This window comes from Actinoallomurus sp. CA-142502 (assembly GCF_050936355.1).
Classification (GTDB): Bacteria; Actinomycetota; Actinomycetes; order Streptosporangiales; family Streptosporangiaceae; genus Actinoallomurus; species Actinoallomurus iriomotensis.
Genome location: NZ_JBNJMY010000001.1, coordinates 9246489 through 9272796 on the forward strand (window position 1 = coordinate 9246489; position 26308 = coordinate 9272796).

Sequence of the window (26308 nt, forward strand, 5' to 3'; positions counted from 1 at the left end):
GCCAACGACGGAATCACGCGGAACCGGCGCGGGCCAGCGGACTGACGGATACCGTCAGCCGTCCGGCGGTGTCTCAGCGCAGCAGCAGGGCGACGAGGTCCGTGCCGAGCGCCTCGACGGCGGCCACGTCGAGGTGGTACCGCACGAACCGGCCGTGACGGACGGTGCCGGCCAGACCGGCCGCGGCCAGGGCGCGCAGATGCCGGTTGACCAGCGTGGGGTCGACGTTCCACAGGGCGGCGATCTCGCCGGCCGTCCGCGGCTCCGTCGCGATGGCGCGAGCGACCTCCAGCCGCCCCCGATGCGCCACGGCCTCCAGCCTCCGCAGCAGCTCCGGCACGGACGGGACCGGCGTGCCGCCGGGGGCGGCCGGGTGGATGAGCAGGAGCGGCCGGCCGGGCACGTCCGCGACGTACACGTGGGGGCGGACGAACACGCTGGGCGCCACGAGCAGGCCGCGGCCGGACACGTCGTGCCGGACGTCCTGGATCTTGGCGATCCGCACCTCCCCGCCGGCCGCGCCGAGCGTCACCGACGGGTCGAGCGTGGTCAGCGCCGCCGCCGCGCCGTGCGCGTCCACCGTGGTGGCGAAGCGCCTCGCCCGCGCGGCCAGGACCGGGCGGATCCGGTCCCACTCGGCGGCGAACCACTCCTCCCGGCTGCGTTCGAGGAACCCGAGGAAGTCCGCCACGGCCTCCTCCGGCCGGGCCGCGAGCGCCTCGACCCGCGCCCGTACCGCGGGCCGGCGCGCACGCGCCCACCGCAGCGCGGCCGGAACGTCACCCGACCGGGAGACCGGCCGGAGCAGCTGATCGGCGAGCAGCCGCGCGGGCACGGCCCGCAGCCGGTCGAACGCGCCGGAGTCGTCCGGCGGCTCGGGAGTGACGAACGGCGTCGCTCTGATCGCCTGGGCGGTCCACCACCACGACTCGGTCCACTCCGCGAGGCGAGGGCTCAGCGAAGCCCGGATCCCGGCGGCCCAGGGGTCCGCGCCGTGGTGGCCGGGGTCACGCAGCACGTGCAGCGCGGAGCCGAACTCCACCAGCGCCGACACGACGGGCGCGGGCCGCGCCGGGCCGGCGCCGGCCAGGCCGGTGATCACAGTCGGCACGGGTCAATTCTCGTACGGGTGCCGCAGCCGCCGGTCCGCGCGTTCCTCCAGCAGCGCCACGGCCAGCAGTTCGCCGTCGACCGGCCCGAAGCGGTCCAGCGCACGCCGATAGGTGTCCTCGACCAGCTCGGACAGCGCGAAGGGCACCCCGTGCGCGCGGGCGAGGCCGGTCACGGCGGTGAGCTCCTCCAGGCACCGGTCGAGGCCGAAGGACGTCAGGTAGTCGCCGGCGAACAGGGCGGTCAGGTCGCGGCGGATGAACTCACTCCCCGCGGCGCTGCCGGCCAGGACCCGCCGGAGCGTACCGAGGTCCAGGCCGGCGCTCGCGCCCAGCAGCAGAGCCTCGGCGGTGGCCACGGCCTGCCCGAACCACAACAGGTTGACCAGCAGCTTCGCGGTGTAGCCCGCACCGTGCCCGCCGACGCGCACGATCTGGGCGGGATCGGCGAGGATCTCCAGGATCGGCCGGCACCGCGCGAACACCGCCTCCTCGCCACCGGCGAAGATCCGCAGGGTGCCGGCGCGGGCCGCCTCCACGCCCCCGCCGACCGGCGCCTCCAGCACGTCCGCTCCGCGCGCCAGGACCCGTTCGCGTACGGGGGTCGTGGCGGCCGGGTCGTTGCTGGTCATGTCGATCCAGACGGCGCCGGGCCGCAGCGCGTCCACCGCACCCGCCATCGCGTCCGTCACCTCGCGGGGACCGGGCAGCATCGTGATGAGCACGTCCGACTCGGCCGCGAGGTCGGCCATGCCGGGCAGCGGGCGGGCCCCGGCGACGACCGCCTCGGGCCGGATGTCGGTGGTCGCGACCGTACGGCCGGCCCGTACGAGGTTCGCGCACATCGGCGCGCCCATCCGGCCCAGCCCGGCGAAGCCGATCCGGCCGCTATCCCGGATGGATCTCACCTCCGGCGGGCACGAGGTTCTGTCCGGTGTAGAAGGAGGAAAGCCGGTTACTGGCGAAGAAGACGTACGACGGCGCGATCTCGTCCGGCTCGGCCGCCCGGCCCATGGGCGACTGCTCGCCGAAGCCCTCCACCCGTTCGGCGTCGAACGTGGCCGGGATCAGCGGCGTCCACACCGGACCCGGCGCGACGCAGTTGACCCGGATGCCACGGTCGGCCAGTGACTGCGCCATCGACTGGGCGAACGTCATCGCGGCCGCCTTGCTCGCCGCGTAGTCGATGAGCGTCTTGTTGCCGCGCAGCCCGTTGATCGAGCCGGTGAACACGATCGACCCGTCGTCCGGCATGTGGTCCAGGGCCTCCTGCACGGCCCAGAACAGGCTGTACACGTTGACGTTGAACGTGCGTTCGAGCTGGTCCGTGGTGATCTCGCGAACGTCCTGGACCGGCTTCTGCGTGCCGTGGTGGAGGACGAGCACGTCGATGCCGCCGAGCTCCTGCGCGGCGCGGCGTACCACCTCACGTGTGTGAGCCTCGTCGGCCATGTCGCCGCCCAGAGTCACGCAGCGCCGGCCCTCCTGCTCGACCAGCTTCTTGGTGTGCCGCGCGTCGGCGTCCTCGTCCAGGTAGGTGATGGCCACGTCCGCGCCCTCCTTGGCGAACCCCACCGCCACCGCCCGGCCGATCCCGGAGTCTCCCCCGGTCACCAGCGCCCGCCGGCCCGCCAGCAGCCCGCTCCCGGTGTAGTCGCGCATCTCGTCACGCGGCCGCGGTGTCATCTCCCCGGTCTCGCCCGGGTACGGCTGGCTCTGCGCCGGTTTGTCGCTCATGAACCCTCCTTCGATCGGCTGCTGGTACGGTCGGCGCGCTACCCGTGCGGCCCGGCCCGAAACGGCGGGGCGGCAATGCCCGAATGGTCCCTGACCTGGCGGGTAGGGCCGGAAGCATGAAGCGGAACAAGCACACCGAACGCGATGTGGAGCCGGACGAGGCCGTGGCCGCCAGCCGGGACACGGGCGGCGTGCCCGACCCCGACCAGCCCGACCAGGCGACGACGACGGGCACCACGCCGGACGAGGAGTTCGTGGGCCGGGTCACGGGCCAGGACGTGGGCTACGCGGAGGAGACCGGCGCCGAGGCCCGCGCCGCCGACCACTCCCGCGACCGGGACGCGTAGACACCCCGTTCTTCCGCGAAGGGGGCAGGTGAGAGATCGTGAGTGTCACGGCTCTGGTCGTCATCGACATGCTCAACCCGTACGACCACGAGGACGGCGACCTGCTGGCGGCCGAGGCGGAGAAGATCGCCGAACCCCTGCACGGGCTGATCGAACGGGCACGCGACCACGATGAGGTCCGCGTCGTGTACGTCAACGACAACTTCGGCGACTTCTCGGCGAGCCGGCAGGACCTGGTCGACCGTGCCCTCAAGGGCCGCCGGCCGGACATCGTGAAGCCGATCGTCCCCCCGCCGGACGCGACGTTCCTGACCAAGGTGCGGCACAGCGTGTTCTACGGAACGCCGCTGGAGTACCTGCTGCAGCGCATCGACGCCGAACGCCTCATCCTCACCGGCCAGGTGACCGAACAGTGCGTGCTCTACAGCGCCCTGGACGCGTACGTGCGCCACTTCCCGATCATGATCCCCCGCGACGCCGTGGCCTGCATCGACCCCGAACTGGGCGACGCCGCACTCCGCATGATGGAACGGAACATGCGCGCCGACATCGTCACCACCGCCGAGTGCCTCCGCTGACCGCCTCGGCCGACGACGGCCTACCGGACCGGGGCGTTCAGCCCTCGCGCCAGGCGGCGGAGTCCAGGGCGCCCGCCGCCTGCGGCCCCATCAGGACCAGGCCGCCGTCGACGAACAGCGAGGCGCCCGTGACGTACGAGGCGGACGGGTCGGTGAGGAACGCGATGGCCGCCGCCACCTCGCGGGCGTCGCCCGGGCGGCCCAGCGGGTAGCCGGGACGGGTGTCCGGACGGGGCGGCTGGTCCTCCTGGCCCGTCATCGGCGTGGCGATCTCCCCCGGCGCGACGGTGTTCACGGTGATCCCGTACGGGGAGAGCTCCAGCGCGAGCACCCGCGCCAGCATCTTCAGGCCGCCCTTGGCCGCACAGTACGGCCCGGCGCCGACCCGCGGATACTCCTCGTGCACGCTCGTCACGTTGACGATGCGGCCCCCGCCGCCCTGCGAGGTCATCCGGCGGGCCGCCCGCTGGGCGCACAGGAAGGCGCCGTCGAGGTCGACCGACAGCACGGACCGCCACTCGTCGTACTCCATCTCCAGGAGCGAGCGGCCGCTGCCGGTGCCGGCGTTGTTGACCAGCACCCCGATGCCGCCCAGCTCGTCGGCGAGCTCGTCCACGACGCCCGCCGCGGTGACCGGATCGGTCAGGTCGTGGCGGCGCACCGCGCACGTCCGGCCGAGCGCGCGGACCTCCTCGGCGGTACGCCGTGCGCCGTCCTCGTCACGGTGGAAGGTGATCCCCACGTCGAGGCCGCGCTCGGCCAGCGTGACCGCGGTGGCCTTGCCGATGCCGGAGTCGGCACCGGTGATCACCGCGATGCTCGGGTAGCCGGTCCCATGGACCGGGGCGTCTGCTGCGGTCATGCCCGCGCCCTACCCGTACGGGGCGTGAGGAACCCGAGCGCCTCTCACACCCGGTGCAGCCGGCGGTGGGCCGCCGCGAGACCGGTCGCGACCTGGTCGTCGCACGCGAAGCCCACCAGTTCGGCGACCCGGCGGACGGAACCGGTGTCCGGCAGCGCCACGCACGCCGGAGTGTGCAGGACGTCGGCCCGCCGCCGGACCCGCGTGATCGCGCGCAGGCCGGCGCAGTCGCAGAAGCTCGTGGTCGTCAGGTCCACGATCAGCCCGGCCACGCCCTGGTCCAGCACGCTGAACAGCGCGTCACGGATCATCGGCGCGTTGTAGGCGTCGATCTCGGGCGGCAGCACGACCACGGTGTCTCCGCGCACCGTTGTCACGGGCAGCTGGAATGGCGTCAAGGCAGGCATTGCCGGCTCCTCACATCGCAAATGGTGAGGGCCGCGTGTTTGGACCCTTCGCCCGCGACAAGCGGCGGGCGGCTCTCTCCACCATCCACCCGGCGACCGTCCGCAGTCAACCGCCCCGCCAAGCCGTGCACGGGCACGCCGCATCCCGTACGGCCGGGCGGCGGCTCAGGCGTCCCGGCCGGACAACCGGCTGACCAGCGCGTACAGCGCGGAGTGGTCCAGGCCGCCGTCGCCCTGGGCCTTGAGCGCGGCGAGGAGCTGGGCGACCGCCGCACCCAGCGGAATGACGACGCCCGCCTCCCGCGCGGCGCCGGTGACGATGCCCATGTCCTTGTCGTGCAGCTCGACGCGGAACCCCGGTTCGAAGTCGCGGGCGACCATCGAGGAGCCCTTGCGTTCGAGTACGACGCTGCCCGCCATGCCGGCGCGGAGCGCCTGGAGGGCGGCGTTCGTGTCGACGCCGTGGGCCTCGAGGAACACGATCGCCTCGGCGAGCAGCTGGAGGTTGCCGGCGACGATGAGCTGGTTGGCCGCCTTGACGGTCTGGCCGGCGCCGGACGGTCCGACGTGCACCATGGTGGCGCCGACCACCTCGAAGACCGGAACGGCGTCCGCGAAGTCGCGGTCCGCCCCGCCGACCGCGATCGACAGCTTGCCGTCGATCGCGCCCTGCTCGCCGCCGGACACGGGGGCGTCCAGGACGCGGAACCCGCGCTCGGCCCCTTCGGCCGCCAGCTCGGCCGCGACGTCGGGCCGGATCGTGGAGAAGTCGATGACGAGCGTGCCGGGCCGCGCGTGTGCGAAGACCTCGGTGAGCACCGCGCGTACGTCCGGTGAGTCGGGCAGCATCGTGGCGACGACGTCGGCGTCGCGTACCGCCTCGGCGACGCCGTCCGCGCCGCGGCCGCCGCGCTCGACGAGGCGCTCGATCTTGGCCGGAGTGCGGTTGTATCCGATGACCTCGAAGCCGGCCGCCACCAGGTTGGCGGCCATCGGGCCGCCCATGATGCCCAGTCCGATGAACCCGACGGTCGTCATCGTTGCCCCTCCAGATCGCCCCGGCGCAGCCAGGCCAGGCTCTCGTCGGTCGTGGTGGACGGCCGGTACTCCAGCGAGACCCAGCCGTCGTAGCCATGGTGCCGCAGCGAGGCGAGGTGACCGGCGAGGTCGAGGTCGCCGGTGCCGGGCTCGCCTCGGCCCGGCGCGTCCGCGATCTGTACGTGCCGGATCGCGCCGACGTGCCGGGCGATGGCGGCGCCGACGTCGTCGCCGTTGACCGCCAGGTGGTAGAGGTCGCAGAGGAACCCGACGTTGTCCGCTCCGGCCGCGGCGTTCGCCGCGTCGACGACCGCGACGGCCTGGCCGGCGGTGCGCAGCGGGTACGGCTTGGGCCCGCTCACCGCCTCGATCAGCACGACGGCGCCGATCCGGCCGGCCGCCTCGGCGGCCAGGGCGAGGCTCGCCATGGCCGTCTCGTGCTGGAGCCCGGACGCCACATCCTCGACCCGGTTGCCGTACAGGGCGTTGAACACGCGGACGCCGAGGCGTTCGCCGATGCCGACGGCGACCTCGACGTTGGCGCGGAACTCCCCGGCCCGCCGCGGGATGGACAGCACGCCGCAGTCGGGTCCGGCCAGGTCGCCGCCGAAGAAGTTCAGCCCGACGAGCCGTACGCCCGCGTCCTGGATCGCGGACACGAAGGCGTCGACCTCGGCGTCGCCCGGCACCGGGGAGGCGAACGGCCACCAGAACTCGACCGCCTCGAACCCGGCCTTCCGTGCCGCGGCGGGGCGGTGGAGCAGCGGCAGCTCGGTGAACAGCATCGAGCAGTTGGCGAGGTAACGCGTCACGATGGCCTCACGATGACGACTGCCGCATGAGGGACGCCCTCTCTTTCCGGTCAGGGTTTGCGGGCGACGCCGGCGAGAAGCCATCCGGTCGAGTCGCGCAGCGGACGGTCGGGGCGCCATCGAGGCGGCGGGACCAGGCCCGGCTCCACCAGGACGAGGTCGCCGAACAGCGCCTCGATCTCCGCGCGGCTGCGTTGGGCCATCGTCACGTTGAGGGAGGCGGCGAACTCGGCCGTCACCGCCCGGTCCTCGGGCGGGATGCCCTCGGGGTGGTAGTGGGTCAGTACGACGTGGCTGCCCGGGGCCGCGCCGGAGACGAACTCCTTCACCAGCCCCGCCGGGTCGTCCTCGTCCTCGAAGTAGTGCAGCACCGCGGTCAGCACGATCCCCACCGGCCGGCGGAAGTCGATCAGCTTGCCCACCTCGGGGCTGGAGAGGATGTCGCCCGGCCGGCGGATGTCGGCGAGCAGCGCGGTCGCCACGCTGGAGCTGGACAGCAGCGCCTGGAAGTGGTTGACGACCATCGGCTCGTTGTCGACATAGACGACCGTGGCGGACGGCTCCGCGGCGGCCACGAGGTCGTGGACGTTGCCGCGTCCGGGCATGCCGCAGCCGAGGTCGAGGAACTGCCGGACGCCGACGGACAGCAGGTGGCGTACGGCCCGCCGCATGAACTGGCGGTTCTCCCGGACCCCGGCCAGCGCCGAGGGCAGGGCGGCCCCGATCTGCTCCGCGGCGTCCCGGTCCGCCCGGTAGTTGTCCTTGCCGCCCATCGCATAGTCGTACATCCGAGCCTCATTGGGCACGGCGGGATTGAAGCGCTTCGGCGGGCGGTCGTGGGAAATGCCGATACCTCACCTTCCGGACGTACACCGAAGGTTAGCGAAAAACTTAAATGGCGGGTTAATGCTATGCAGCTCGTCCTGCACCCGGCGACGTTCGGCCGGCTCATGGACCGGCTGGCGCGGCGCGGCCATGGGACAGCGGCGCGACCGTTCCTCACCAGGCGAGGAGCCCCCAGTAGGCCGCCCACGGGACGAAGATCGCTCCTGCGGCCACCAGCGCGGCGACGCGGACGCGACCACCTGTCACAGGCGTACGCCGGTTCCGCCAGGCGGAGATCGCGGTGACGACCGTGGCGACGGCGACGATGACGGCGAGGAGCTGGAGGATCAGCCACGGGAGCGGGCGACCGGCAAGGACCGGGCCGATGAGCTGTCCGCTCGTCGCGAAGACCGAGAGCGCGAACAGCAGCGTTCCGACGACGGCCATCAGGCCCGCCGCCGCCAGCAGGCGGGCCGGACGGCGGGCCGCGGCCGCCGCGGAGCGCCCGGTGATCCGGCCCACGATCCCGGTGACCGGGTATCCGACGAACACCAGCAGGAAGAACGCGATCACGGCCCACTGAACGCCGTTGGCCTCGTACCAGACACCGTTCGACGGGGCACGGCTGGTGAGCGCCTGCCGTGGAGGCGCGGCGGCGCTGGACAGGGGCGGACGGCCGTCGGCGACCTGGTGGATCCACGCCGTCATCGTGGCCGCGTAGCCGGGGGCGAGGGCGCCCAGTGGGTGGCCGCCCAACAGCGGGCCGCCGAGATTCTCGAACCCGTCGGTCGTACGGTGACCGTTGTGGCCCGCGCCGGCGACGAACCGGATGGTCACGTGATCGTTCCCAGCGCGAGCGAGGACGCGTTCGAAGATCTGCGCGCTCTCTCGCGGCGGCACCTGGGTGTCGTGCTCGCCCCACAGCGCGAGCACCGGCTGCCGAAAGCGTGCGAGCAAGGGCACCGGGTCGTACCCGGCCGCGGGGAACAGGCCCGCCCCATCGACGAGGTGCGCCGCCGGGCCGGCGATCGTGTCGAGCAGGGATCCGGAGACATGGTCGTGGCGCAGATGGACGGCGAGATCCCAGGTCTGCGTGCGCAGCGGCGTGTAGGCGGGGCCCCCGATCGTGATCAGGAACGCGATGTCCGAGGACCGCGACGCGGCCAATGGGGCGACCCAGCCGCCCTCGCTGAAACCCCACAGGCCGACCGTCGCCGGATCGACGCCGGGACTGGCCTGGAGGGTCCGTACGCCGGCGAGCGCGTCGGCGGCCAGGAGGGAGAAGTCGCGGTGCATCTTGGAATAGCCGATGGTCCGCTTGTCGTACACGAGCGCGGCGATCCCGGCGCGGGCGAACGCCTCGGCCTCCTGCGCGTACTCCTGCCGCGGCCCCGGACCGGATCCGCCCACCAGGACGACGCCCGGAACGCGGCCCGTGCTCCTGATCGGCGCGACGACCGTCCCGTGCAGGGTCAGGCCGTTGCCGCCGCGGAAGGAGACATCGGTGCGGGTCAGGCCGTCGCCGGCGGAACGCGGTGCCGCGGCGTCGTACGAGGCGGGGGCCGCCGTCGCCGGCGTCGGCATGAGCGCGAAGAGCGGCGACGCCAGCAGCCCGATCGCCCACCCGGCCGCACGCCGGGATCCGCGGGATTTGAACGAGAGCAGCACGACGTGCTCTCCTTTCTCTGGGATTCGTGTACGCGAAGACACGCCCGCCGAGGGCGTGGTGATACGGGTTCCGCTCAACGGGTCGCCGAGCGTGCAGGCTCGGCGACCCGGGTCATTCCGCGGGTTCGGCGGCGGCCGCCTCGGGGACGCCGAGCAGCCGGACGTGTACCGGGCGTGCGCCGGGAGGCATCTCCTCCGTCGATCGGGAGAAGCGGTAGATCATCGCGATGTACTCCTCGAAGAACTCCTTCGCCTCGTCGAGGGTGAGACGAAGGGTGGCGCGGGAGAACAAGAACGCATCCGCCCACTCGCCCAGCGCCTCGGGGTCGGCGGCGAAGCGGGAGACCAGCTCGACGACTTCGGCGACGTTGTGCCGCATCATCTCCGAGAGCGCCTCACGCACCTCCGGTGTCTGACGGCTGTACGGCGGGAACCGGCGATCAGCGGGCACGGCGCGCCACCAGCGTTGCCGTCCCTTGGACAGCTCCGGCACCTCTTCGATGAAGCCGTGCTTGGCGAGCTGCCTGAGGTGGTAGCTGGTCGCTCCGGTGCTCTCGCCGAGCGCCCGGGCGAGGGTCGCGGAGTTCACCGGCCCATCACGCAGGCACTCCTCGATCCTGCGCCGGAGTGGATGCGCGAGCAGCCGGATCGCCGCGGCGTCGGTGATCTGCTGAGCCGGAGGACGATCTGCCACCCGTTGATCATAAGCACTCGCAAAGAGCTTTTGCAAAGACTCTTTGCATGGGGCGGCGTCCGGCGCACCGGCCGGCTCAGCGGCCCGGTGCCGTACGGTCAGGTCTCGGCGAGTCCGGCGTACGCGGCGAGGACGAGACCGGCGCCGCGGGCGTCGCCGGTGAGGCCGCCGGCCATGCGGTTCATGACGTACGACACGGTCATCCCGGCGTCCAGGTCCGCGACGACGACCGAGCCGCCCCAGCCGCCCCACGCCACGGTGCGGGGGTTCGGCAGCGGCAGGCCGCGGGAGGGCAGGCCGTACCCGAGGCCGAACCGCACCCACGTGCCGAGCACGCGGTCGACACCGTCGGACTGCTGTTCGAAGACGCGTTCGCAGCCCGCGGCCGACAGGAGCGAGCCGCCCCCGGTGGCCATGACCGACTGGATCCGGGCCACCGACCGGGCGTTGCCGTGGCCCCCGGCGGCGGGGATCTCGGCGCGGCGCCACTCCGTGGTCCAGCTCACCTCGGCCATGTGCCGCGGCGGGGCCGGTGGAGGGGCGTCTTCGGGCGGGATGACGTGGGCCACCCGGTGGTCGTGCTCGGTGGGCAGGCCGATGTGGAAGTCGGCGCCGAGCGGGCCGGCGACCTCCTCGCGGAAGAACGTGCCGAGCGTCCGGCCGGTGATCCGGCGCACCACCTCGCCGACGAGGTAGCCCTGCGTCAGCGCGTGGTAGCCGGACTCGGTGCCCGGCTCCCACTCCGGCTCCTGGGCGGCCAGCAGCGACGTCGCCTTCTCCCAGTCGTACAGGTCGGCGCCGTTGAACCGGCCGGTCCACTTCGGCAGGCCGGCGGTGTGGCCCATGAGGTGCCGGACCTCCACGCGTTCCTTGCCCGCCGCGGCGAACTCCGGCCAGTACCGCGCGACCGGCGCGTGGAAGTCCAGCTCACCGCGGTCGGCCAGTATCAGTGCGCACAGCGCGGTCATCGTCTTGGTGATGGACCAGACATTCGTGATGGTGTCGCGCCGCCACGGACCGTCGTGGGTCTGCCCGCCCCACAGGTCGACGACCGGCTCGTCACCGAGGTACACGGCGACCGACGCGCCCACGTCGGCGCCGCCGGCCAGGTTCGCGGTCAGCGCCTCGCGCACCGCGGCGAAACGCTCGTCACAGAATCCCTCGACGTCTGCCACACCCAGGACTCTAGGACGAGACGCCCGCCGGCACACGGGGCCCGCGTCACGCGTCGTCGGCGGCGTACACGCGTTCGCCGCCGACGTACGTCCGCAGCACCCGGGTCGCGGCGATCTCCTCCGGCGGCCCGGCGAACGGGTCGCGGTCGAGGACGACCAGGTCGGCCAGCATCCCCGGCGCGATGGTGCCCGTGTCGTCGAGGTGGTTCGCGTACGCGCCGCCCGCGGTGTACGCCGCCAGCGCCGTGCCGAGGTCGAGCCGCTGGCCGGGCAGGAACGCCGGCGCGGCGACGCCCGGAAGCCGCCGGTTCACCGCGACGTGCATGCCCTGGATCGGGTCGGGACTGCTGACGGGCCAGTCGCTGCCCGCCACGAGAGTGGCCCCGGCCCGCAGCAGGTCGCCGAACGGGTACTGCCAGGCGGCGCGCTCGGCGCCCAGGAAGGGAATGGTCAGCTCGTCCATCTGCGGTTCGTGCACCGCCCACAGCGGCTGCAGGTTCGCGGCGGCGCCGAGCGCGCGGAACCGCGGCACGTCGTCGGGGTGCACGACCTGCAGGTGGGCCAGGTGCGGTCGGGTGTCGGTCCAGCCGTTGGCCCGCCGCGCCGCCTCGACCGCGTCCAGCGCCTCGCGTACGGCACGGTCGCCGAGCGCGTGGAAGTGGACCTGGAAGCCGGCGGCGTCCAGCGCGGTGACGTACGCGCGCAGCGCCTCCGGGTCGACGAAGGAGATGCCCGCGTTGTCCGACGCGTGGCCGCACGCGGTGAGGTAGGGGCCGAGCATCGCGGCCGTGTGGTTCTCCGCGATGCCGTCCTGCATGATCTTCACGCTCGTGGCGCGCAGGCGGCCGCCGGTCAGCCGCTCGCGGCGCTCGACCAGCTCGGAGATCTGCTCGGCGCCACGGGCGCGGTCCCACCACAGCGCGCCCACGACGCGGGCGGTCAGGCTGCCGTCGCGCACGGCCGCGAGGTACGCGGGCGCCCCGTCGGCGGTCACCGGGTTCGCTCCGACGATCGCGTCCTGCCAGGCGGTGATCCCGTACGAGTGGAGCAGCGCCTGCGCCCGGAGCAGCGCCTCCAGCTCCTCCTCGGCCGTCGGAGCGGGCACGAGGTCGCCGACCAGGCGCATCGCGCCCTCCTGGAGCATCCCGGAGGGGCCGCCGCCGACCTCGCGCTCGATGCGCCCGTCCACCGGATCGGGGGTGGCGGCGGTGATCCCCGCCAGCTCCAGGGCGCGGGTGTTGACCCAGGCTCCGTGGTGGTCGCGGTTGGCGAGGTGAACGGGCCGGTCGGGGACCAGCGCGTCGAGTTCCGTACGGGTCGGCGTGCCGCCGGGAAAGGTCTCCAGCGACCATCCGCCGCCGGTGATCCACGGCAGGTCCGGGTGCGCGTCGGCGTACGCGCGGATCCGCCGCCGGTACTCCTCCAGCGTCACCGCGCCGCTGAGGTCGCACCGGCCCAGTTCGAGGCCGCCGCCGACGGGATGCACGTGCGCGTCCTGGAAGCCCGGCACGAGCAGCCGCCCGGCCAGGTCGACCACCTCGGTATCCGGCCCGACCAGGTCGCGCACCTCGTCGTGGCCGACCGCGACGATCCGCTCGCCGCGTACGGCGACGGCCGTGGCACGGGTGCGGGCGGCGTCGACGGTGTGCACCGGACCCCCGGCGAAGACGACATCGGCGGCTTTCATCGGCATGCTCCTCACTGCCCGCGAGCAATGGTGTGCGGGGCGTCGCGCGGGGCGCTCCCTAGGAGAGGGGTCCTGACCAGCGCGGCTAATTCGTTTGCCAAAATGTCAGTGCTCCCCGCCATCATGTTGCCGCACCATCTTGAAGACAGCGGTCCCCCCGCGCATTGACGATTGGAATCCTTCATTGAGCACCCTTTCCTCACCTGAGGTCACCAACGACCCACCTGAGGCGTCCGGCTCGTCGGGGAAGCTCGACCGGGGCGTGCTCGCCGTCGCCACGGTCGTCGTGCTCGGCGCGGTCATGTCGATCCTCGACGTCACCGTCGTCAACGTCGCGATCAAGGATCTGGCCAGCGAGTTCAAATCTCCGCTGTCCACGATCCAGTGGGTGGCCACCGGTTACACGCTGGCGCTCGCCACGGTGATCCCGCTCACGGGATGGGCGTCCGCCCGGTTCGGCACCAAACGCCTCTACATGATCTCGATTGCGCTCTTCGTGATGGGATCGGCGCTGGCCGGCATGGCCTGGTCGGCCGAGTCTTTGATCGCCTTCCGGGTGTTGCAGGGTCTGGGCGGCGGCATGATCATGCCGGCCGGTATGACGATCCTCACACAGGCCGCCGGCCCGAAACGCGTGGGTCAGGTCATGAGCATCGTCGGCGTCCCGATGCTGCTCGGCCCGATCTGCGGTCCCATCCTGGGCGGCTACCTGGTCGACGACGTGTCCTGGCGCTGGATCTTCTTCATCAACCTGCCGATCGGCGTCGTCGCGCTGTTCCTGGCCGCCCGCATCCTCAAGCGCGACACGCCGCGTCCGGGTGAGCGCCTCGACGTGCTCGGCGTCGTGCTGCTGTCGCCGGGCCTGGCCTCGCTCATCTACGGCCTGGCCAAGGGCGCACAGAAGGGCGACTTCAGCTCGGCCGAGGTCCTCATCACCACGATCGCGGGCGCGGTCCTGGTGGTCCTGTTCGCGGTCCGCGCGCTCACGGCGAGCAACCCGCTGATCGACCTGCGCCTGCTCAAGCGGCGTTCGGTCGCCGCGGCGTCCGGCACGATGGTGCTGTTCATGTGCGCGTTCATGGGCGCGATGCTGCTGCTGCCGCTCTACTACCAGGTCGTACGGCAGGAGAGCGCGCTGTCCGCGGGCCTGCTGCTCGCCCCGCAGGGCATCGGCGCGATGGTGACGATGCCGATCGGCGGCAAGCTCACCGACCGCATGGGCCCGGGCCGCGTCGTGCTGATCGGCCTGGTCGTGGTGGTGGCGTCGGTCGCGGGCTTCACGAGCCTGCTGCACGCCGACACGTCGTACTGGGCGCTGGGCTCGGTGCTGTTCGTGATGGGTCTGGGCATGGGCCTGACGATGATGCCCACCATGGCCGCCGCGATCCAGACCCTGGTCCACGACGAGGTGCCGCGCGCCAGCACGATGCTGAACATCATCCAGCAGGTGTCGGCCTCCATCGGCACCGCCCTGATGTCGGTCCTGCTGGCCAACAACCTGTCCGACAAGCTCGGCGGCGGTTCGTCGGGCGGCGGCCTGTCCGCCACCCAGAACATCCCGCCGGCGCTCATGCAGAAGATCGCCGGCCCGATGGCGGAGGCGTTCCAGAACACCTACTGGTGGTCGGTCGGCCTGCTGGCCCTGGCCTTCCTGCCGGCACTGCTCCTGCCCCGCCACCGCCCGGACCCGAGCTCCGACGGTCCGGCCGCGGTCCCGATGCACTGACGGTCCGCACCGGCAGGTTCCCCTGCCCACGTTCGACGGCCCGGCCGAGATCCTTCGGCCGGGCCGTTGCCGTCCGTGCCGAGATCCTCTTGATCCATGTGGCGCCGGTGGACTGTCGGCAAGCACGGCTGGTACCGGACTCGCGAGAGACGGCGTCCATCGGATGGGCGACGTTCGGTCGGCGCGGACAGCCACGGCCACAGGGATGCCACCGCGTGAACCGCGCGCGGGTCCCGACCGAGACGCGGCTGGGCCGCGGCGTGAGCGGCGGGGTTGGACCGTCACTTTCGGCGGCGCTTATTGTCGTCATGAAATTTGGCAAGGGCGCCCGCGAGCCAGTCGTCAAAGGCGACGTCCATGTCGACCGGCGGCTGCTCAGGTTCGGATGGCGCTAAGAGATCTGTGACGATCACTGGCTGGTCCGCGCTCCACTGGAGTCGCATTTCGGGCATCTTCCTGAGTCCGAGAACGGCGCTCAGGTTGAAACCCCATGTGGCGGCGTCCCGCATGAGGCGCTCGATCCGTTCACGGCGTGCGTGTTCGCTTTCCGTACCGTCCTCGGGAAGCGGGCTGGCGGCTGCCTTCACGGCCTCCTGTATGTCACTGGCGGCCTCCACGAGACCCGTCAGCTCCGCTTCTTTCTCTCCCCACCGCAGCTTGTGCACCCGGCCGAGAAGCTGTGTCAGCGGGCGGCGGAACACCAGGCCGACCGCACGCGCAACGGTCGCCGCGCAGCACCTCCACCTCCGTGCCGTGCACCACGGTCGGGCCACCGCCGCACGACGGGTCGGGCACGGGCACCGGCTCGGTCATCGGTCGCCCGCGTCGGCCTCCGGTTGCGAGAGCTCGGACAGCGACAGGTCGGCCTCCGGTTGCGAGAGCTCGGACAGCGACAGGTTCCGCGCCGTACGGGCCCGGCGCAGGTTCGCGACGGGCACGTGGCGTCCGGCCCGCCGGTACTCCCTCTCGTTCGATCGGCCGCACGACAGCGCCGCCGGAGCGCGTTGACTCGCCGCGATAGCCGTCTTACGTTCGGTTCATCGAACGGATCAAGGCGATCGTGATCGGCGCGGGGATCATCGGCACCGCGTGCGCCCGTGAGCTCGCTCTCGCCGGTGTCCGCGTGACCCTCGTCGACCGTGCCGGCGCGGCCGGGGCGACCACCGCGCACGGCGAGGGCAACGTCCTCGTCTCCGACAAGGGGCCCGGCCCTGAACTCCGGCTGGCTCAGTTCTCCCGGCGGCTGTGGCCCGAGGTGGCCGGTGACGGCACGGAGTGGCAGGCCAAGGGCGGCATCGTCGTGGCCACCACCGGGGAGGGCGCCCGCGAGCTCACCGCGTTCGCCGCCGCCCAGCGGGCCGCCGGGGTACGCGCCGAGCCGCTCGACCCGGCCGGGCTCGCGAGCGCCGAGCCGTACCTCACCCGCGACGTCACCGCGGCCGTGCACTATCCGGACGACGCCCAGGTCCAGCCCGCCGGCGCCGCCCAGGCCCTGCTCGACGCCGCCTTAGGCGAGGGCGCCACGCTGCTGCCCGGCTGCGAGGTCCTCGGCGCGGAGGTTTCCGGCGGACGCCTCAGAGCGGTCCGCACCACGGGCGGCACGTTGACGGCGGACCTGTTCGTCGACGCCGCGGGCCCGTGGGCGGGCGCGCTGAGCCGCAGCCTCGGCGCGCCGATCGACGTACGGCCCCGGCGCGGCGAGATCCTGGTCACGACACCGCTGCCACCGACCGTCTTCCACAAGGTGTACGACGCCGACTACGTGGGTGCGGTGGGCGGCGACGCGGCCGAACTCCAGGCCTCGGCCGTGGTCGAGTCCACGCCCGCCGGAACCGTTCTGCTCGGCTCCTCACGCCGCGCCGCGGGTTTCGACGAACGGCTCCGGCCGGAGATCCTCTCGGTGATCGCGGAGCGGGTCCTGCGGCTGTTCCCGTGCCTGTCCGGGGTGCCCGTGATGCGCGCGTACGGCGGCTTCCGCCCGTACGTGGCGGACCATCTGCCGATCATCGGCCCCGACCCTCGCCTCGACGGCCTGTGGCACGCGACGGGCCACGAGGGCGCGGGCATCGGCCTGGCCCCGGGCACCGCGCGCCTCCTCACCGACCTGATCACCGGACGAACACCGGAGGTCGACGCCGCGCCGTTCCGCGTTGACCGGCCCGCCGTCCTGCGCCGGGGAGCCGCGTGATGCCCCACAAGCCGCCCGGCGTGAGAATCACCGTCGACGGCACCCCCGTGACCGGCCGGCCCGGACAGACGATCGCCGCGATCCTCATCGCCGCAGGCCGCCACTCGTGGCGACGCGGACCGTCCGGTTCCCCACGTGGGGTGTTCTGCGGTATCGGCGTCTGCTTCGACTGCCTGGTGACCGTGAACGGCACCCGAGACGTACGCGCCTGCCTCCGCAGGGCGGACGACGGCGACGCGATCACCACCCAGCCCCGCACGAAGGGGGCGCCGTGACGCGTCACGTCGTCGTCATCGGTGCCGGACCAGCCGGGCTCGGCGCCGCGACCGCCGCCGTACGCGCCGGGGCACGGGTGACGCTGCTGGACTCCGCCGATCAGGCAGGTGGGCAGTACCACCGGATGCCGCCCGACGCGTACGAGGCGAGGCGTCCCTTTCGCATCTGTGAGAGTGAACGCTGCGACTGGTGGCCCGGGGCCGCGGTGTGGGCGCTCGAGCGACGCGACTCCGGCCCACCACGCGTGCACGTCGTGCGTGGGCCGGACGCGGACGGTGACGGGCGCCGCCGGTGCGTTCTCCGGGCCGACGCGCTGGTTCTCGCCCCGGGGGCGCACGATCGGGTGCTGCCCTTTCCCGGGTGGGAGCTGGCCGGCGTCGTGACCGCCGGCGCCGCCCAGGTCCTCGCCAAGGGCGAGCGTGTCGCGGTGGGCGGGCGTGTACTGGTCGCCGGTACCGGTCCGTTCCTGCTGCCGGTGGCCGCGTCGCTGCTGGACGTGGGCGCGCACGTCCTCGGGGTGCTGGAGGCGGGTACCGCCGGCGCGCTCCTGCGTGGCTGGACCCGCCGGCCGTGGGAGCTCGCCGGGCAGGCGGGCAAGGGCGCGGAGGTCGCCGCGTACGCCGCGCGGCTCGCCCGTGGCCGCGTCCCGTACCGGACCGGCCGGGGGGTGGTCGAGGCGCGCGGCGACGGCCGCGTCGAGGAGGTGGTCACCGCGCGGCTCCGCGGCGACTGGTCGGTGGTGCCCGGCAGCGAGCAGGTCATGACCGTGGACGCGCTCTGCGTCACCCACGGGTTCACCCCGCGGCTCGAGTTGCCCGTCGCTGCGGGCTGCGCGCTCCTCGACGGCTTCGTCGCGGTGGATGAGGACCAGGCGACGAGCGTTCCCGGCGTGTACGCGGCGGGTGAGGTCACCGGGATCGCCGGTGCGCCGGCCGCGCGGGCCGAGGGCGTGGTGGCCGGCTGGACGGCGGGCGGCGGCACGCCCGGACGGCTCGGCGCCACGAGGCGGCGGCGCGACGAGGGGCGCGCCTTCGCGTCACGGCTGGCCGCCGCCCACCCCATCGGCCGCCGCTGGGCCGGCTGGCTGCGCCCGGACACGATCGTCTGCCGCTGCGAGGAGACCGACTACGGCACCCTCCGCGACGCCGCCGCGTCGCGGCTGGACGCCCGTGCCGTACGGCTCGGCACCCGCGCCGGGCTCGGCCCCTGCCAGGCGCGGATCTGCGGCCCCACGCTCGCCGAACTGCTGGACACGAACCCGCACCACCGGCCGATCGCCTGGCCCATCCGGCTCGGCGAACTCGCGAACCCGCCCGCAGAACCGAAGGAGGGCACTTGAACAAGCAGGTCAAAGGGCTCGGTGGCGTCATCGTGGCGACCGCGCTCCCGTACCGTGAGGACGCCTCCGCGCCCGCCGGGCTCGCGGTGGACTACGACCGGTACGCCGAGCACTGCCGCTGGGTGGTCGACGGCGGCTGCCGGGGCGTCGGCCCGAACGGCTCGCTCGGCGAGTACTCCTCCCTCACCGACGAGGAGCGCCGCCGGGTCGCGCGTACGGCGATCGAGGCGGTCGGTGACCGGGCCGTCGTCGTGGTCGGCGTGCACGCACCCGGGTCGCACCTGGCCCGGCACTGGGCGGAGCTGGCGGCCGAGGACGGCGCGGACGGGCTGCTGTGCCTGCCTCCGACGATGTACCGGGCGAGCCGCGCCGACGTCATCGCGCACTTCGAGGCGGTGGCCTCGGTCGGCCTGCCGGTCATGGTCTACAACAACCCGATCGACACGAAGGTGGACCTGACGCCCGACCTGCTGGCCGAGATCGCGCAGATCGAGAACATCGTCGCGGTGAAGGAGTTCTCCGGCGACGTACGGCGGGTCCTGGAGATCCAGGAGAAGGCGCCGGGCCTGGAGGTCGTCGCGGGCGCGGACGACGTGACGCTGGAGGCGCTGCTCATGGGCGCGACCGGCTGGTTCGCCGGTTTCCCGAACGTCTTTCCGGCCGAGTCGGCGCTGCTGTACGAGCTGGGCGTCGCGGGCCGGCTGGAGGAGGCGCGGGACCTGTACGAACCGCTGGTGGCGGCGTTCCGCTGGGACTCCCGTACGGAGTTCGTACAGGCCATCAAGCTGGGCATGGACAAGGTGGGGCGGTACGGCGGTCCCTGCCGCCCGCCGCGCGGGCCGCTGACCGGCGAGCAGCGCGCCCAGGTCAAGGCGGACATGGACCGCGCGATCGCCGCCCTCGCGAGGAAGCGGAGGAGAGCCCGGTGAGATCGATCCGTACGATCAGCGCGGTCGACTCGCACACCGAGGGCATGCCGACGCGGGTCGTCACCGGCGGGGTGGCGCCGATTCCGGGCGCGACGGCGGCCGAGCGCCGGCGGTACGCCGTGGAGCACCTGGACGACCTGCGCCGCTTCCTGGTCGACGAGCCGCGCGGGCACGCGGCGATGAGCGGGGCGATCCTGCAGCCGCCGCTGCGCCCGGACGCCGACTGGGGTGTGGTCTACATCGAGGTCAGCGGCTTCCTGCCGATGTGCGGCCACGGCACGATCGGGGTGGCGACGGTGCTGGTGGAGACCGGGATGGTGGACGTCGCCGAACCGGAGACCGTCGTACGGCTCGACACCCCGGCGGGCCTGGTGGAGGCGCGGGTAACGGTCCGCGACGGGCACGCCGAACGCGTCACACTGCGCAACGTCGCGTCATTCGCCCTCGGCCACGACCTGACCGTGAGCGTGCCGGGCCTGGGCGAAGTGCGGTACGACATGGCGTACGGCGGGAACTTCTACGCGATCGTCGAGCTGTCGTCGGTCGGCCTGCCCTTCGACCGCGCCCGCAAGGACGACATTCTCAAGGCGGGCCTGGCCGTCATGGCGGCGGTCAACGAGCAGCGCATGCCGCGTCACCCGGCCGACCCGCTGATCGCGGGCTGCAAGCACGTCCAGTTCCTGGCGCCGGGGGCGGACGCGCGGTCGTCGCCGCACGCGATGGTCGTCCATCCGGGCTGGTTCGACCGGTCGCCGTGCGGCACGGGGACCTCGGCCCGGATGGCCCAGCTGCACGCGCGGGGCGAGCTGCCGCTGGGCGCGGAGTTCGTGAGCGAGTCGTTCATCGGCACCCGCTTCACGGGCCGGCTCGTGGACACGACGCGCGTCGGCGAAGTGCCGGCCGTGATCCCGGAGATCTCCGGCCGCGCCTGGATCACCGGCACGGCGAACTACCTGCTCGACCCGGCCGACCCCCTGCCCCACGGCTTCGTCCTCTAGTAGTGCTTTGTTACGTTTGTGATCTTGGTTGCGATGATCGTGTGTGAGGTCTGGGGAGGTTGCCGCGGTCCGGTCGCGGTTGGAGGAGTTCGCGGCGGAGGTGTTTGCGGGTTTGCCGCGGTCGGATCAGCGTGTGACCGGTGGGTTGTATGTGCGGGGTTTGTTGCTGGATGGGCAGCGTAAGTCGATGCAGCCGATGGCGGAGCGGCTGGGGGTGGATCATCAGCGGTTGCAGCAGTTCATGACGTCTTCGACGTGGGATTTTGTGGGGGTGCGGCGTCGGTTGGCTGCGCGGATCGAGCAGGTGGTGGCGCCGGTGGCGTGGGTGATCGATGACACCGGGTTCCCCAAGTACGGGACGTCCTCGCCGGGGGTGGCCCGGCAGTATTCGGGCACGTTGGGCAAGGTCGCCAGTTGTCAGATCGGGGTGAGCGTGCACGGAGTCACCGATGCCGCCTCGGCCGCGTTGGACTGGCGGTTGTTCATCCCCGAGTCCTGGGACGATACGTGCACCGACGATCCGGTCATGGCCGAGGAGATCAAAGGCAGGCGCACGCGGTCGAGTATCCCGGCTGCCGAGCGGAACCGGCCGAAGTGGCAACTGGCGATCGAGATGCTGGACGAACTGCGCGGCTGGGGCTTGGAGGCACCGGTGATCTGCGCGGACGCCGGCTACGGCGACAACGCTGTGTTCCGGGCCGCGCTGGCCGAGCGGGGCTTGGGTTACATCGTGCAGGTCAAGGGCGCCTGCACCGCCCATGCCGCCGACGCCGTCCCTGAACTGCTGCCGGCCAAGGGCAAGGGCTGGCGTGGCGTGCCGCGTTATCGCAGCAAGCCGGTCTCGTTGCGGGAGCATGTGCTGGCCGCCGGCCGCACCAGCGCTCAGCGGATCTGCTGGCGCCAAGGCTCCAAAGGCGAACTCGCCGGTGACTTCATCGCACTGCGCGTTCGCCCCGCCGGGCGCAAGCCCCGCTATGGCGATGACGGCACACTCCCGCAAGCCTGGCTGGTCGCCCAGTGGCCGGCGGACGAGGACGAGCCGGTCAAGTACTGGTTGTCGAACCTGTCCGCCGACACCCCGCTGGAGGAGCTGGTCCGGCTCGGGAAGATCCGCTGGCGCATCGAACACGACTACCGCGAACTCAAAACCGGCCTGGGCCTGGACCACTACGAAGGACGCTCCTGGAGAGGCTGGAACCGCCACGTCACCCTCGTGACCGCCGCCCACCTATTCCTCACAACCCTGCGCCTGACCAGCCCAAAAGCAGCTGGGGCAGCCTGACCCTCTACACAATCCTCCGCGAGCTCCAAGCACTGCTCGCCACCTGGACAGGCCACTGCCCCACCTGCCAACAACCCCTCGCCTTACCCACCTAACAAAGCACTACTAGCCGGCCGTGCTCCCGGCTTCCTCTTCCTCGATCTGGCGGTTCCACTCGCGCTTGCCGGCGCGCCAGCCCTCGTCGTCGGTGCCGTATCGCCAGTAGCCCGAGATGGACAGCTGCTCCAGCGGAACGCCGCGCTCGACGCGCAGGTGGCGGCGCAGGCGCTTGACGAAGCCCGCCTCGCCGTGGACGAACGCGTGCACCTCGCCGTCCGGGAACTCCAACTCCTGCACCGCCTCGACCAGCGCGTCGCCGACCGGCGCGTCGCCGCGGTGCAGCCACACCAGCTTCGCGTCGCCCCGGGTGGTCAGCTCCTGCTCCTCCCCCGGGCCCGACACCTCGACGAACACCCGCGCCGGGGCGCCCGGCGGCAGGGCCTCCAAAGACGCGGCGATGGCCGGCAGGGCGCTCTCGTCGCCGACCAGCAGGTGCCAGTCGGCCTCCGGGGACGGCCGGTAGGCGCCGCCCGGGCCGAGGAACAGCATGTCGTCTCCCGGCTGGGACCCCGCGGCCCACGGGCCGGCCAGGCCCTCGTCGCCGTGGTAGACGAAGTCGATGCTCATCTCCAGCGCGTGCGGGTCCCAGCTCCGTACGGTGTAGGAACGTGTGCGGGGCCACTGGTCGCGGGGCAGGTCACGGTGGATGACGTCCATGTCGAACGGCTCGGGGTAGCTCACGCCCGGCACCGGGAACAGCAGCTTGACGTAGTGGTCGGTGAACGCGCCCGCGCCGAAGCCGGCGAGGCCCTCACCGCCGATGACCAGGCGGATCATGTGCGGGGTTATCCACTGGACCCGCAGGACCTTCGCCCGGGTCAGCTTTCTGCCCTTGCGGGCCGGTCGGTCGTTCGCCATCGAAGACTCCTCAACGGGTTGCTTAGGTCAACCTAACTAACGCCCCTGTGTGACAGGTTATCCCCTGCGGCAAACGCGCGCCGCTACGAGGCGAGCCCCGCGCCGAGAAGGTCGGCGATGCCGGCGAGGTCGAACGCCGGCAGGCCGACGTCGCGCCAGTGCGCGTGGTTGAGCAGGGCGACGGCGAAGGTGGTGGCGGCGGCGATCCGTCGGCCCTCGGGCACCGCGGGGTCGGCCAGCGCGCCGTCGACGGCCCGGCGTACGAGGCCGATGAGCTTGGCGTTCACCTCGGCGAGCGCCCCGCTGACCTCGGGGTGGGTGGCCGCCTCGCGGAACAGGATGAGCCGCACCCCGGACGACCGGGTGTACCAGACGTCGAAGTCGGCGGCCACATTGCGCAGGGTCGCGGGGACGTCGCCCGGCACCACCTCGGTCTCCAGCGACGCGATCTGCTCGATCGGCACCCGGTCGACGAGGGCCAGCAGGATGTCGATCTTGCGGGCGAAGTAGTGGAAGACGAGCCCCTTGTAGACGCCGGCGCGCTCGGCGATACGCGACGTGGGCGTGGCGTCGTACCCCTCCTCGGCGAAGAGCGCCTCGGCCGCGTCCAGGATGCGCGCCCGGCTGTCCTCGGCCGACCGGACGCGTGAGGTGCCGGGCATGGGGACTCCTCCCTGAGATACGGCTCTCCGGGGATACGGCGAGGGGCCGGGCTGCCCGCCCGGCCCCTCGTCAGGGTACGTGTGTCGGTGGGGATCAGTGGGTGACGGCCCGGCGGTGCGTCAGGTCGCCGGTGACGCCGACGCCGAGGCCGGCCAGTACGGCGATGACACCGACGATCCAGGAGGTCCACGCGGCACCGCTGTGCGACGTGTAAGTGATCACCCAGGGGGCGACGAAGAGCAGGACGCCCCAGAGAGCGATCAGCCACTCCGTCACGGCACCGGCCGCGCGGGCGAGGGAGACGAGGCTCGTGACCACGAGCAGCGCACCCAGAACGATCAGCGAGGCCACGGCTCCGCCTTCGTGCGTGGTGTCGACCCAGATCGGAGAAAGAGCCGCGTACAGACCCGCGACCAACGCCACCCAGTCCTGCCATCGAGTCCAGGCTTTCATGATGCCACCTCCGTCTCGTTTGACTGGCCGGACGGTCAATCACCTCGTCATAACTGGCCGCCCGGTCAATCGATTCCCCACGGAGGAATGTGATGTGCGCCACAGGTCGGCGATCCGTCGTCTGTGCTCGCCGGGAGGAACTCCGTACGCCGCCTTGAACGCCCGGTTGAAGGTCGCGGCGTCCCGGAAGCCCCATTGCGCGCCCACGTCCGCGACGGTCCGGTTGATCAGCCGTGGGTCGGCGAGGTCGGCGCGACAGCGTTCCAGGCGTTGCCAGCGGATGAGTTCGCCGAGGCTCCGCCCGTCCTCGTGGAACAGGTGATGGAGATATCGCACCGAAATATGGTGTGCCGCGGCGATCATCGCAGGCGACAAGTCGGGGTCGTGGAGGTTGCCGAATACGAATGTCTTGATCTGCTGCAGGAGTGCCTGCTGCCGGGTCTGCGGCGGAATCTGGCATTCCGTATCGGTCAGGCCGGCGAGGAAGGCCGTCGCGAGACCGATGGCCGCGGACTCCAGCCGGTCGGTCACGCCGCGCCGAAGCACGGTCGCCTGTTCGGCGAGCCCTTCGAGGAATCGGGCCATGAGGACCCCCGCTCCCGCTCGCGACGGCATCGGCCGCGCCACCAGACTCCGAAGCGCCTGCTCCGGAACCGGCAGGGCCTGCCGTGGTAGGTGCAGCATCACGGAATGGGTGTCGCCTACGCCACGAATGGCACCTGATTCGTACGGGCGGGACGTGTCGTACATCACCAGGTCGCCAGCCTCCAGACAAGCCCGGTTACGACCCTGCTCGATCCAATAGGAGCCCTCGAGCACCAGCATCAGCTCCCACCATTCCGGGTCCGAACGCTGGACCAGATGGTGGGTGCGCACCACCGATCGCACCCCGGAGCACTCCAGCACCAACGCGGTGAGACGCCCCAGGTCCAGCTGCCGCGCAGAGGTCCGGAAATCCGCCACCGAGTCGACGGCGAACCGCGTGGGCACCAGGTCCTGAGCCGTCAGCTCACACCACCAGTCGAATCGGTCGGCGACCGGTACGTCGGAACTGCACACCTCCATCAACCGGAATCACCTCCCGTTGCCGTTGCCCTCCACGTCAATGATTCGTGCGCTCAGTGCCAATGACGTTCGAGTCACTCCCAGCAGCCAATCAAATCGTCTCAGCAAATACATCGTGGAAAACCCTGATGTGGGCGATCCCGCCACGACCGAAAGGTGAAGTGAAATGATCAGGAAAGGCATGGCCGCGGGTGCGATTGCGGCCATCGGCTTGCTCACCGTGACGGCCGCCCCCGCGAACGCGGCCGCCACCACCCCCGCCGCTACCACCCGTGCCGCGTGCACGTCTTGGCGGACCGTTCACACCGCACGATCCGGGGCAGATGAGGTCGCCCTTCAATACAACTCGAATTGCCACTATGTACGCGCGTACATGATCGATTGGGACGACTCTCCCGGATGGGAGATCTGGGTGTACAACAAGGTCTCCGGGGCGACCGCTGCGGCTTACAACCCGCACGTCGTCACCACCTCGGTCAACGACTGGGGCATGCTCTCGCACGCATGCGTGCAGCAGAGGGGACGCGCGAAAAGCTGTACGCCGTACTACTGATCCCTGAGCACAGCGCCCGCTACTTCCGCGCCGGCTCGTTCGCGAGTGTTCCGCGGCCGGGCCATGCGATGTCGTCGACGGCGAGAAACGGCTCGGCGGCCACGGTCGCGGGGGTCGCCCCGGTGAACGCCATGACGTCCCGATGCAGGTGGGACTGGTCGGCGTAGCCGGCGTCGGCCGCGACCCGGGCCGCGCCGTCACCCGCGACCAGACGGTGGGCGGCATGGTCGAAGCGGACCAGCCTCACGGCGCGCTTGGGCGGCAGGCCGAGCTGCGACCGGAACCGGGACCACAGCCGCTTCCGGCTCCACCCGACCTCGGCCGCGAGTCCGTCGACCCGGGCCAGGCCGCGGCTGCCGACGATCCGGTGCCAGGCCCAGGCCACCTCCGGATCCACCGGTGGCCCCTCTTCATACCGGCGGGCGAGCAGCGCGTCGATCAACGCGAAGCGCTCCTGCCACGACGAGACATCGCTCAGCCGCTCGCGGATCCGTGCCGCCTCCCGGCCCCACAGGTCACCCAGGGGCACGACGGCGCCGTCGAGGTCGGCGGGCGAGGCGCCCAGAACCGCGCCTGCGATCACCGGGGACAGGCGCACCTGCACGCACTCGACGTTCTGTCCCCGCGCCCGGAGCGCACCTCCGGAGCCGAGCCCGGGCCCCGCGACGAGGCACCCCCGCTGCTGCCGCCCGGCCGCACTGCCAAGGACGGGCGAACCGGCGCCGAACTCCAGGAGCACCGTCACGGCCGGATGCGGAACCATCCTGAGCTCGTCCAGGTCACGGACCCGGAACCCGGCCATGGTGACCCCGGCCACCCGGCTGGGCCGCCGCGGGCACGCGACATCCCACACCGCCGCACCGTGCACGAACGTCCGCACCGTCCCATGCTACGGGAGTCGGTTCGAGGGGAACATTTGTCCAATCCTCCGGCGCGTACC

29 protein-coding genes are annotated in these 26308 nt (G+C 72.1%); 10 read left to right on the forward strand and 19 right to left on the reverse strand.

Features of this window, described 5'->3' with window-relative positions:
- Nucleotides 1-73: 73 nt before the first annotated feature.
- From ACQEV1_RS43035 to ACQEV1_RS43045, 3 genes are read right to left on the reverse strand one after another with little or no spacing between them, the layout of a single operon-like run.
- Complete coding sequence (locus ACQEV1_RS43035; protein WP_285634040.1) at nucleotides 74-1111, reverse strand: ArsR/SmtB family transcription factor; 1038 nt, start codon at nucleotides 1109-1111, stop codon at nucleotides 74-76.
- A 3-nt stretch (nucleotides 1112-1114) separates the two neighbouring features.
- Nucleotides 1115-2017, reverse strand: a complete 903-nt coding sequence (locus tag ACQEV1_RS43040; RefSeq protein WP_433402573.1) for an NAD(P)-dependent oxidoreductase — start codon at nucleotides 2015-2017, stop codon at nucleotides 1115-1117.
- Nucleotides 1998-2846, reverse strand: coding sequence for an SDR family oxidoreductase (locus ACQEV1_RS43045; RefSeq protein ID WP_433402576.1), 849 nt, complete (start codon nucleotides 2844-2846; stop codon nucleotides 1998-2000). Before ACQEV1_RS43045 ends, ACQEV1_RS43040 begins: the two co-directional genes overlap by 20 nt.
- A 116-nt stretch (nucleotides 2847-2962) precedes the next feature.
- Here ACQEV1_RS43045 and ACQEV1_RS43050 point away from each other — a divergent pair, with 116 nt between their 5' ends.
- A complete protein-coding gene (locus ACQEV1_RS43050) occupies nucleotides 2963-3193 on the forward strand; it encodes a hypothetical protein (protein ID WP_433402579.1) in 231 nt (76 codons plus the stop codon).
- 38 nt (nucleotides 3194-3231) lie between these two features.
- On the forward strand, nucleotides 3232-3771 hold the full coding sequence (locus ACQEV1_RS43055; protein ID WP_285573036.1) for a cysteine hydrolase family protein: 540 nt from the start codon (nucleotides 3232-3234) through the stop codon (nucleotides 3769-3771).
- 37 nt (nucleotides 3772-3808) lie between these two features.
- On the opposite strand, the gene ACQEV1_RS43060 is transcribed toward ACQEV1_RS43055, so the two are convergent.
- The 9 genes from ACQEV1_RS43060 to ACQEV1_RS43100 form a co-directional block, all read right to left on the reverse strand.
- Nucleotides 3809-4633: an SDR family oxidoreductase gene (locus tag ACQEV1_RS43060; RefSeq protein ID WP_285634055.1), complete on the reverse strand. Its 825-nt coding sequence runs from the start codon at nucleotides 4631-4633 to the stop codon at nucleotides 3809-3811.
- A 44-nt stretch (nucleotides 4634-4677) separates the two neighbouring features.
- The gene (locus ACQEV1_RS43065) at nucleotides 4678-5040 is read right to left on the reverse strand and encodes an STAS domain-containing protein (RefSeq protein ID WP_433402583.1); all 363 of its coding nucleotides are present in this window, start codon (nucleotides 5038-5040) and stop codon (nucleotides 4678-4680) included.
- Nucleotides 5041-5205: 165 nt separating this feature from the next.
- Nucleotides 5206-6078: an NAD(P)-dependent oxidoreductase gene (locus tag ACQEV1_RS43070; RefSeq protein WP_433402586.1), complete on the reverse strand. Its 873-nt coding sequence runs from the start codon at nucleotides 6076-6078 to the stop codon at nucleotides 5206-5208.
- Nucleotides 6075-6863 (reverse strand): hydroxypyruvate isomerase family protein, encoded by a 789-nt coding sequence (locus tag ACQEV1_RS43075; protein WP_433406084.1) that lies wholly within the window; start codon nucleotides 6861-6863, stop codon nucleotides 6075-6077. The genes ACQEV1_RS43070 and ACQEV1_RS43075 overlap by 4 nt, the downstream gene beginning before the upstream one ends.
- Nucleotides 6864-6940: 77 nt before the next feature.
- Nucleotides 6941-7741, reverse strand: coding sequence for an SAM-dependent methyltransferase (locus ACQEV1_RS43080; RefSeq protein ID WP_433406086.1), 801 nt, complete (start codon nucleotides 7739-7741; stop codon nucleotides 6941-6943).
- 148 nt (nucleotides 7742-7889) lie between these two features.
- A complete protein-coding gene (locus ACQEV1_RS43085; RefSeq protein WP_433402589.1) occupies nucleotides 7890-9383 on the reverse strand; it encodes an alpha/beta hydrolase family protein in 1494 nt (497 codons plus the stop codon).
- A gap of 112 nt (nucleotides 9384-9495) precedes the next feature.
- Complete coding sequence (locus tag ACQEV1_RS43090; RefSeq protein ID WP_285634066.1) at nucleotides 9496-10077, reverse strand: ArsR/SmtB family transcription factor; 582 nt, start codon at nucleotides 10075-10077, stop codon at nucleotides 9496-9498.
- A 98-nt stretch (nucleotides 10078-10175) separates the two neighbouring features.
- The gene (locus ACQEV1_RS43095; RefSeq protein ID WP_433402593.1) at nucleotides 10176-11252 is read right to left on the reverse strand and encodes a serine hydrolase domain-containing protein; all 1077 of its coding nucleotides are present in this window, start codon (nucleotides 11250-11252) and stop codon (nucleotides 10176-10178) included.
- Between the two features lie 46 nt (nucleotides 11253-11298).
- Nucleotides 11299-12939 (reverse strand): amidohydrolase, encoded by a 1641-nt coding sequence (locus tag ACQEV1_RS43100; RefSeq protein ID WP_433402596.1) that lies wholly within the window; start codon nucleotides 12937-12939, stop codon nucleotides 11299-11301.
- Nucleotides 12940-13123: 184 nt separating this feature from the next.
- Here ACQEV1_RS43100 and ACQEV1_RS43105 point away from each other — a divergent pair, with 184 nt between their 5' ends.
- Nucleotides 13124-14665 (forward strand): DHA2 family efflux MFS transporter permease subunit, encoded by a 1542-nt coding sequence (locus tag ACQEV1_RS43105; protein WP_433402599.1) that lies wholly within the window; start codon nucleotides 13124-13126, stop codon nucleotides 14663-14665.
- A 281-nt stretch (nucleotides 14666-14946) separates the two neighbouring features.
- On the opposite strand, the gene ACQEV1_RS43110 is transcribed toward ACQEV1_RS43105, so the two are convergent.
- Together ACQEV1_RS43110 and ACQEV1_RS43115 are read right to left on the reverse strand one after the other, a co-directional pair.
- Nucleotides 14947-15366, reverse strand: a complete 420-nt coding sequence (locus ACQEV1_RS43110; protein WP_433402602.1) for a hypothetical protein — start codon at nucleotides 15364-15366, stop codon at nucleotides 14947-14949.
- Between the two features lie 108 nt (nucleotides 15367-15474).
- Nucleotides 15475-15603, reverse strand: a complete 129-nt coding sequence (locus tag ACQEV1_RS43115; RefSeq protein WP_433402604.1) for a hypothetical protein — start codon at nucleotides 15601-15603, stop codon at nucleotides 15475-15477.
- A 122-nt stretch (nucleotides 15604-15725) separates the two neighbouring features.
- On the opposite strand from ACQEV1_RS43115, the gene ACQEV1_RS43120 reads away from it, so the two are divergent.
- From ACQEV1_RS43120 to ACQEV1_RS43145, 6 genes are read left to right on the forward strand one after another with little or no spacing between them, the layout of a single operon-like run.
- Complete coding sequence (locus tag ACQEV1_RS43120; protein ID WP_433402607.1) at nucleotides 15726-16853, forward strand: NAD(P)/FAD-dependent oxidoreductase; 1128 nt, start codon at nucleotides 15726-15728, stop codon at nucleotides 16851-16853.
- Nucleotides 16853-17128 (forward strand): (2Fe-2S)-binding protein, encoded by a 276-nt coding sequence (locus ACQEV1_RS43125; RefSeq protein ID WP_433402610.1) that lies wholly within the window; start codon nucleotides 16853-16855, stop codon nucleotides 17126-17128. The genes ACQEV1_RS43120 and ACQEV1_RS43125 overlap by 1 nt, the downstream gene beginning before the upstream one ends.
- Complete coding sequence (locus ACQEV1_RS43130; protein WP_433402612.1) at nucleotides 17125-18468, forward strand: FAD-dependent oxidoreductase; 1344 nt, start codon at nucleotides 17125-17127, stop codon at nucleotides 18466-18468. Before ACQEV1_RS43125 ends, ACQEV1_RS43130 begins: the two co-directional genes overlap by 4 nt.
- Nucleotides 18465-19397: a dihydrodipicolinate synthase family protein gene (locus ACQEV1_RS43135; RefSeq protein WP_285573006.1), complete on the forward strand. Its 933-nt coding sequence runs from the start codon at nucleotides 18465-18467 to the stop codon at nucleotides 19395-19397. Before ACQEV1_RS43130 ends, ACQEV1_RS43135 begins: the two co-directional genes overlap by 4 nt.
- Nucleotides 19394-20395 carry a proline racemase family protein gene (locus ACQEV1_RS43140; protein WP_433402616.1) on the forward strand — a complete coding sequence of 334 codons (1002 nt, stop codon included), beginning with the start codon at nucleotides 19394-19396 and terminating at the stop codon, nucleotides 20393-20395. The genes ACQEV1_RS43135 and ACQEV1_RS43140 overlap by 4 nt, the downstream gene beginning before the upstream one ends.
- A gap of 43 nt (nucleotides 20396-20438) precedes the next feature.
- Nucleotides 20439-21677, forward strand: coding sequence for an IS701 family transposase (locus tag ACQEV1_RS43145; protein ID WP_433402618.1), 1239 nt, complete (start codon nucleotides 20439-20441; stop codon nucleotides 21675-21677).
- Nucleotides 21678-21782: 105 nt separating this feature from the next.
- Here the strand turns inward: ACQEV1_RS43145 and ACQEV1_RS43150 are convergent, their stop codons facing one another.
- The 4 genes from ACQEV1_RS43150 to ACQEV1_RS43165 all read right to left on the reverse strand — a co-directional run bounded on the left by ACQEV1_RS43150 (nucleotide 21783) and on the right by ACQEV1_RS43165 (nucleotide 24815).
- A complete protein-coding gene (locus tag ACQEV1_RS43150) occupies nucleotides 21783-22634 on the reverse strand; it encodes a siderophore-interacting protein (RefSeq protein ID WP_433402621.1) in 852 nt (283 codons plus the stop codon).
- Nucleotides 22635-22717: 83 nt separating this feature from the next.
- Complete coding sequence (locus ACQEV1_RS43155; RefSeq protein WP_433402623.1) at nucleotides 22718-23296, reverse strand: TetR/AcrR family transcriptional regulator; 579 nt, start codon at nucleotides 23294-23296, stop codon at nucleotides 22718-22720.
- A 94-nt stretch (nucleotides 23297-23390) separates the two neighbouring features.
- Nucleotides 23391-23750, reverse strand: a complete 360-nt coding sequence (locus ACQEV1_RS43160; RefSeq protein WP_285627552.1) for an SPW repeat domain-containing protein — start codon at nucleotides 23748-23750, stop codon at nucleotides 23391-23393.
- A gap of 39 nt (nucleotides 23751-23789) precedes the next feature.
- A complete protein-coding gene (locus tag ACQEV1_RS43165; RefSeq protein ID WP_433402626.1) occupies nucleotides 23790-24815 on the reverse strand; it encodes a helix-turn-helix domain-containing protein in 1026 nt (341 codons plus the stop codon).
- A 166-nt stretch (nucleotides 24816-24981) separates the two neighbouring features.
- On the opposite strand from ACQEV1_RS43165, the gene ACQEV1_RS43170 reads away from it, so the two are divergent.
- Nucleotides 24982-25368 carry a hypothetical protein gene (locus ACQEV1_RS43170; protein WP_285627549.1) on the forward strand — a complete coding sequence of 129 codons (387 nt, stop codon included), beginning with the start codon at nucleotides 24982-24984 and terminating at the stop codon, nucleotides 25366-25368.
- A 19-nt stretch (nucleotides 25369-25387) separates the two neighbouring features.
- Here the strand turns inward: ACQEV1_RS43170 and ACQEV1_RS43175 are convergent, their stop codons facing one another.
- Nucleotides 25388-26248 (reverse strand): helix-turn-helix domain-containing protein, encoded by an 861-nt coding sequence (locus ACQEV1_RS43175; RefSeq protein ID WP_433402629.1) that lies wholly within the window; start codon nucleotides 26246-26248, stop codon nucleotides 25388-25390.
- Nucleotides 26249-26308 lie beyond the last annotated feature (60 nt).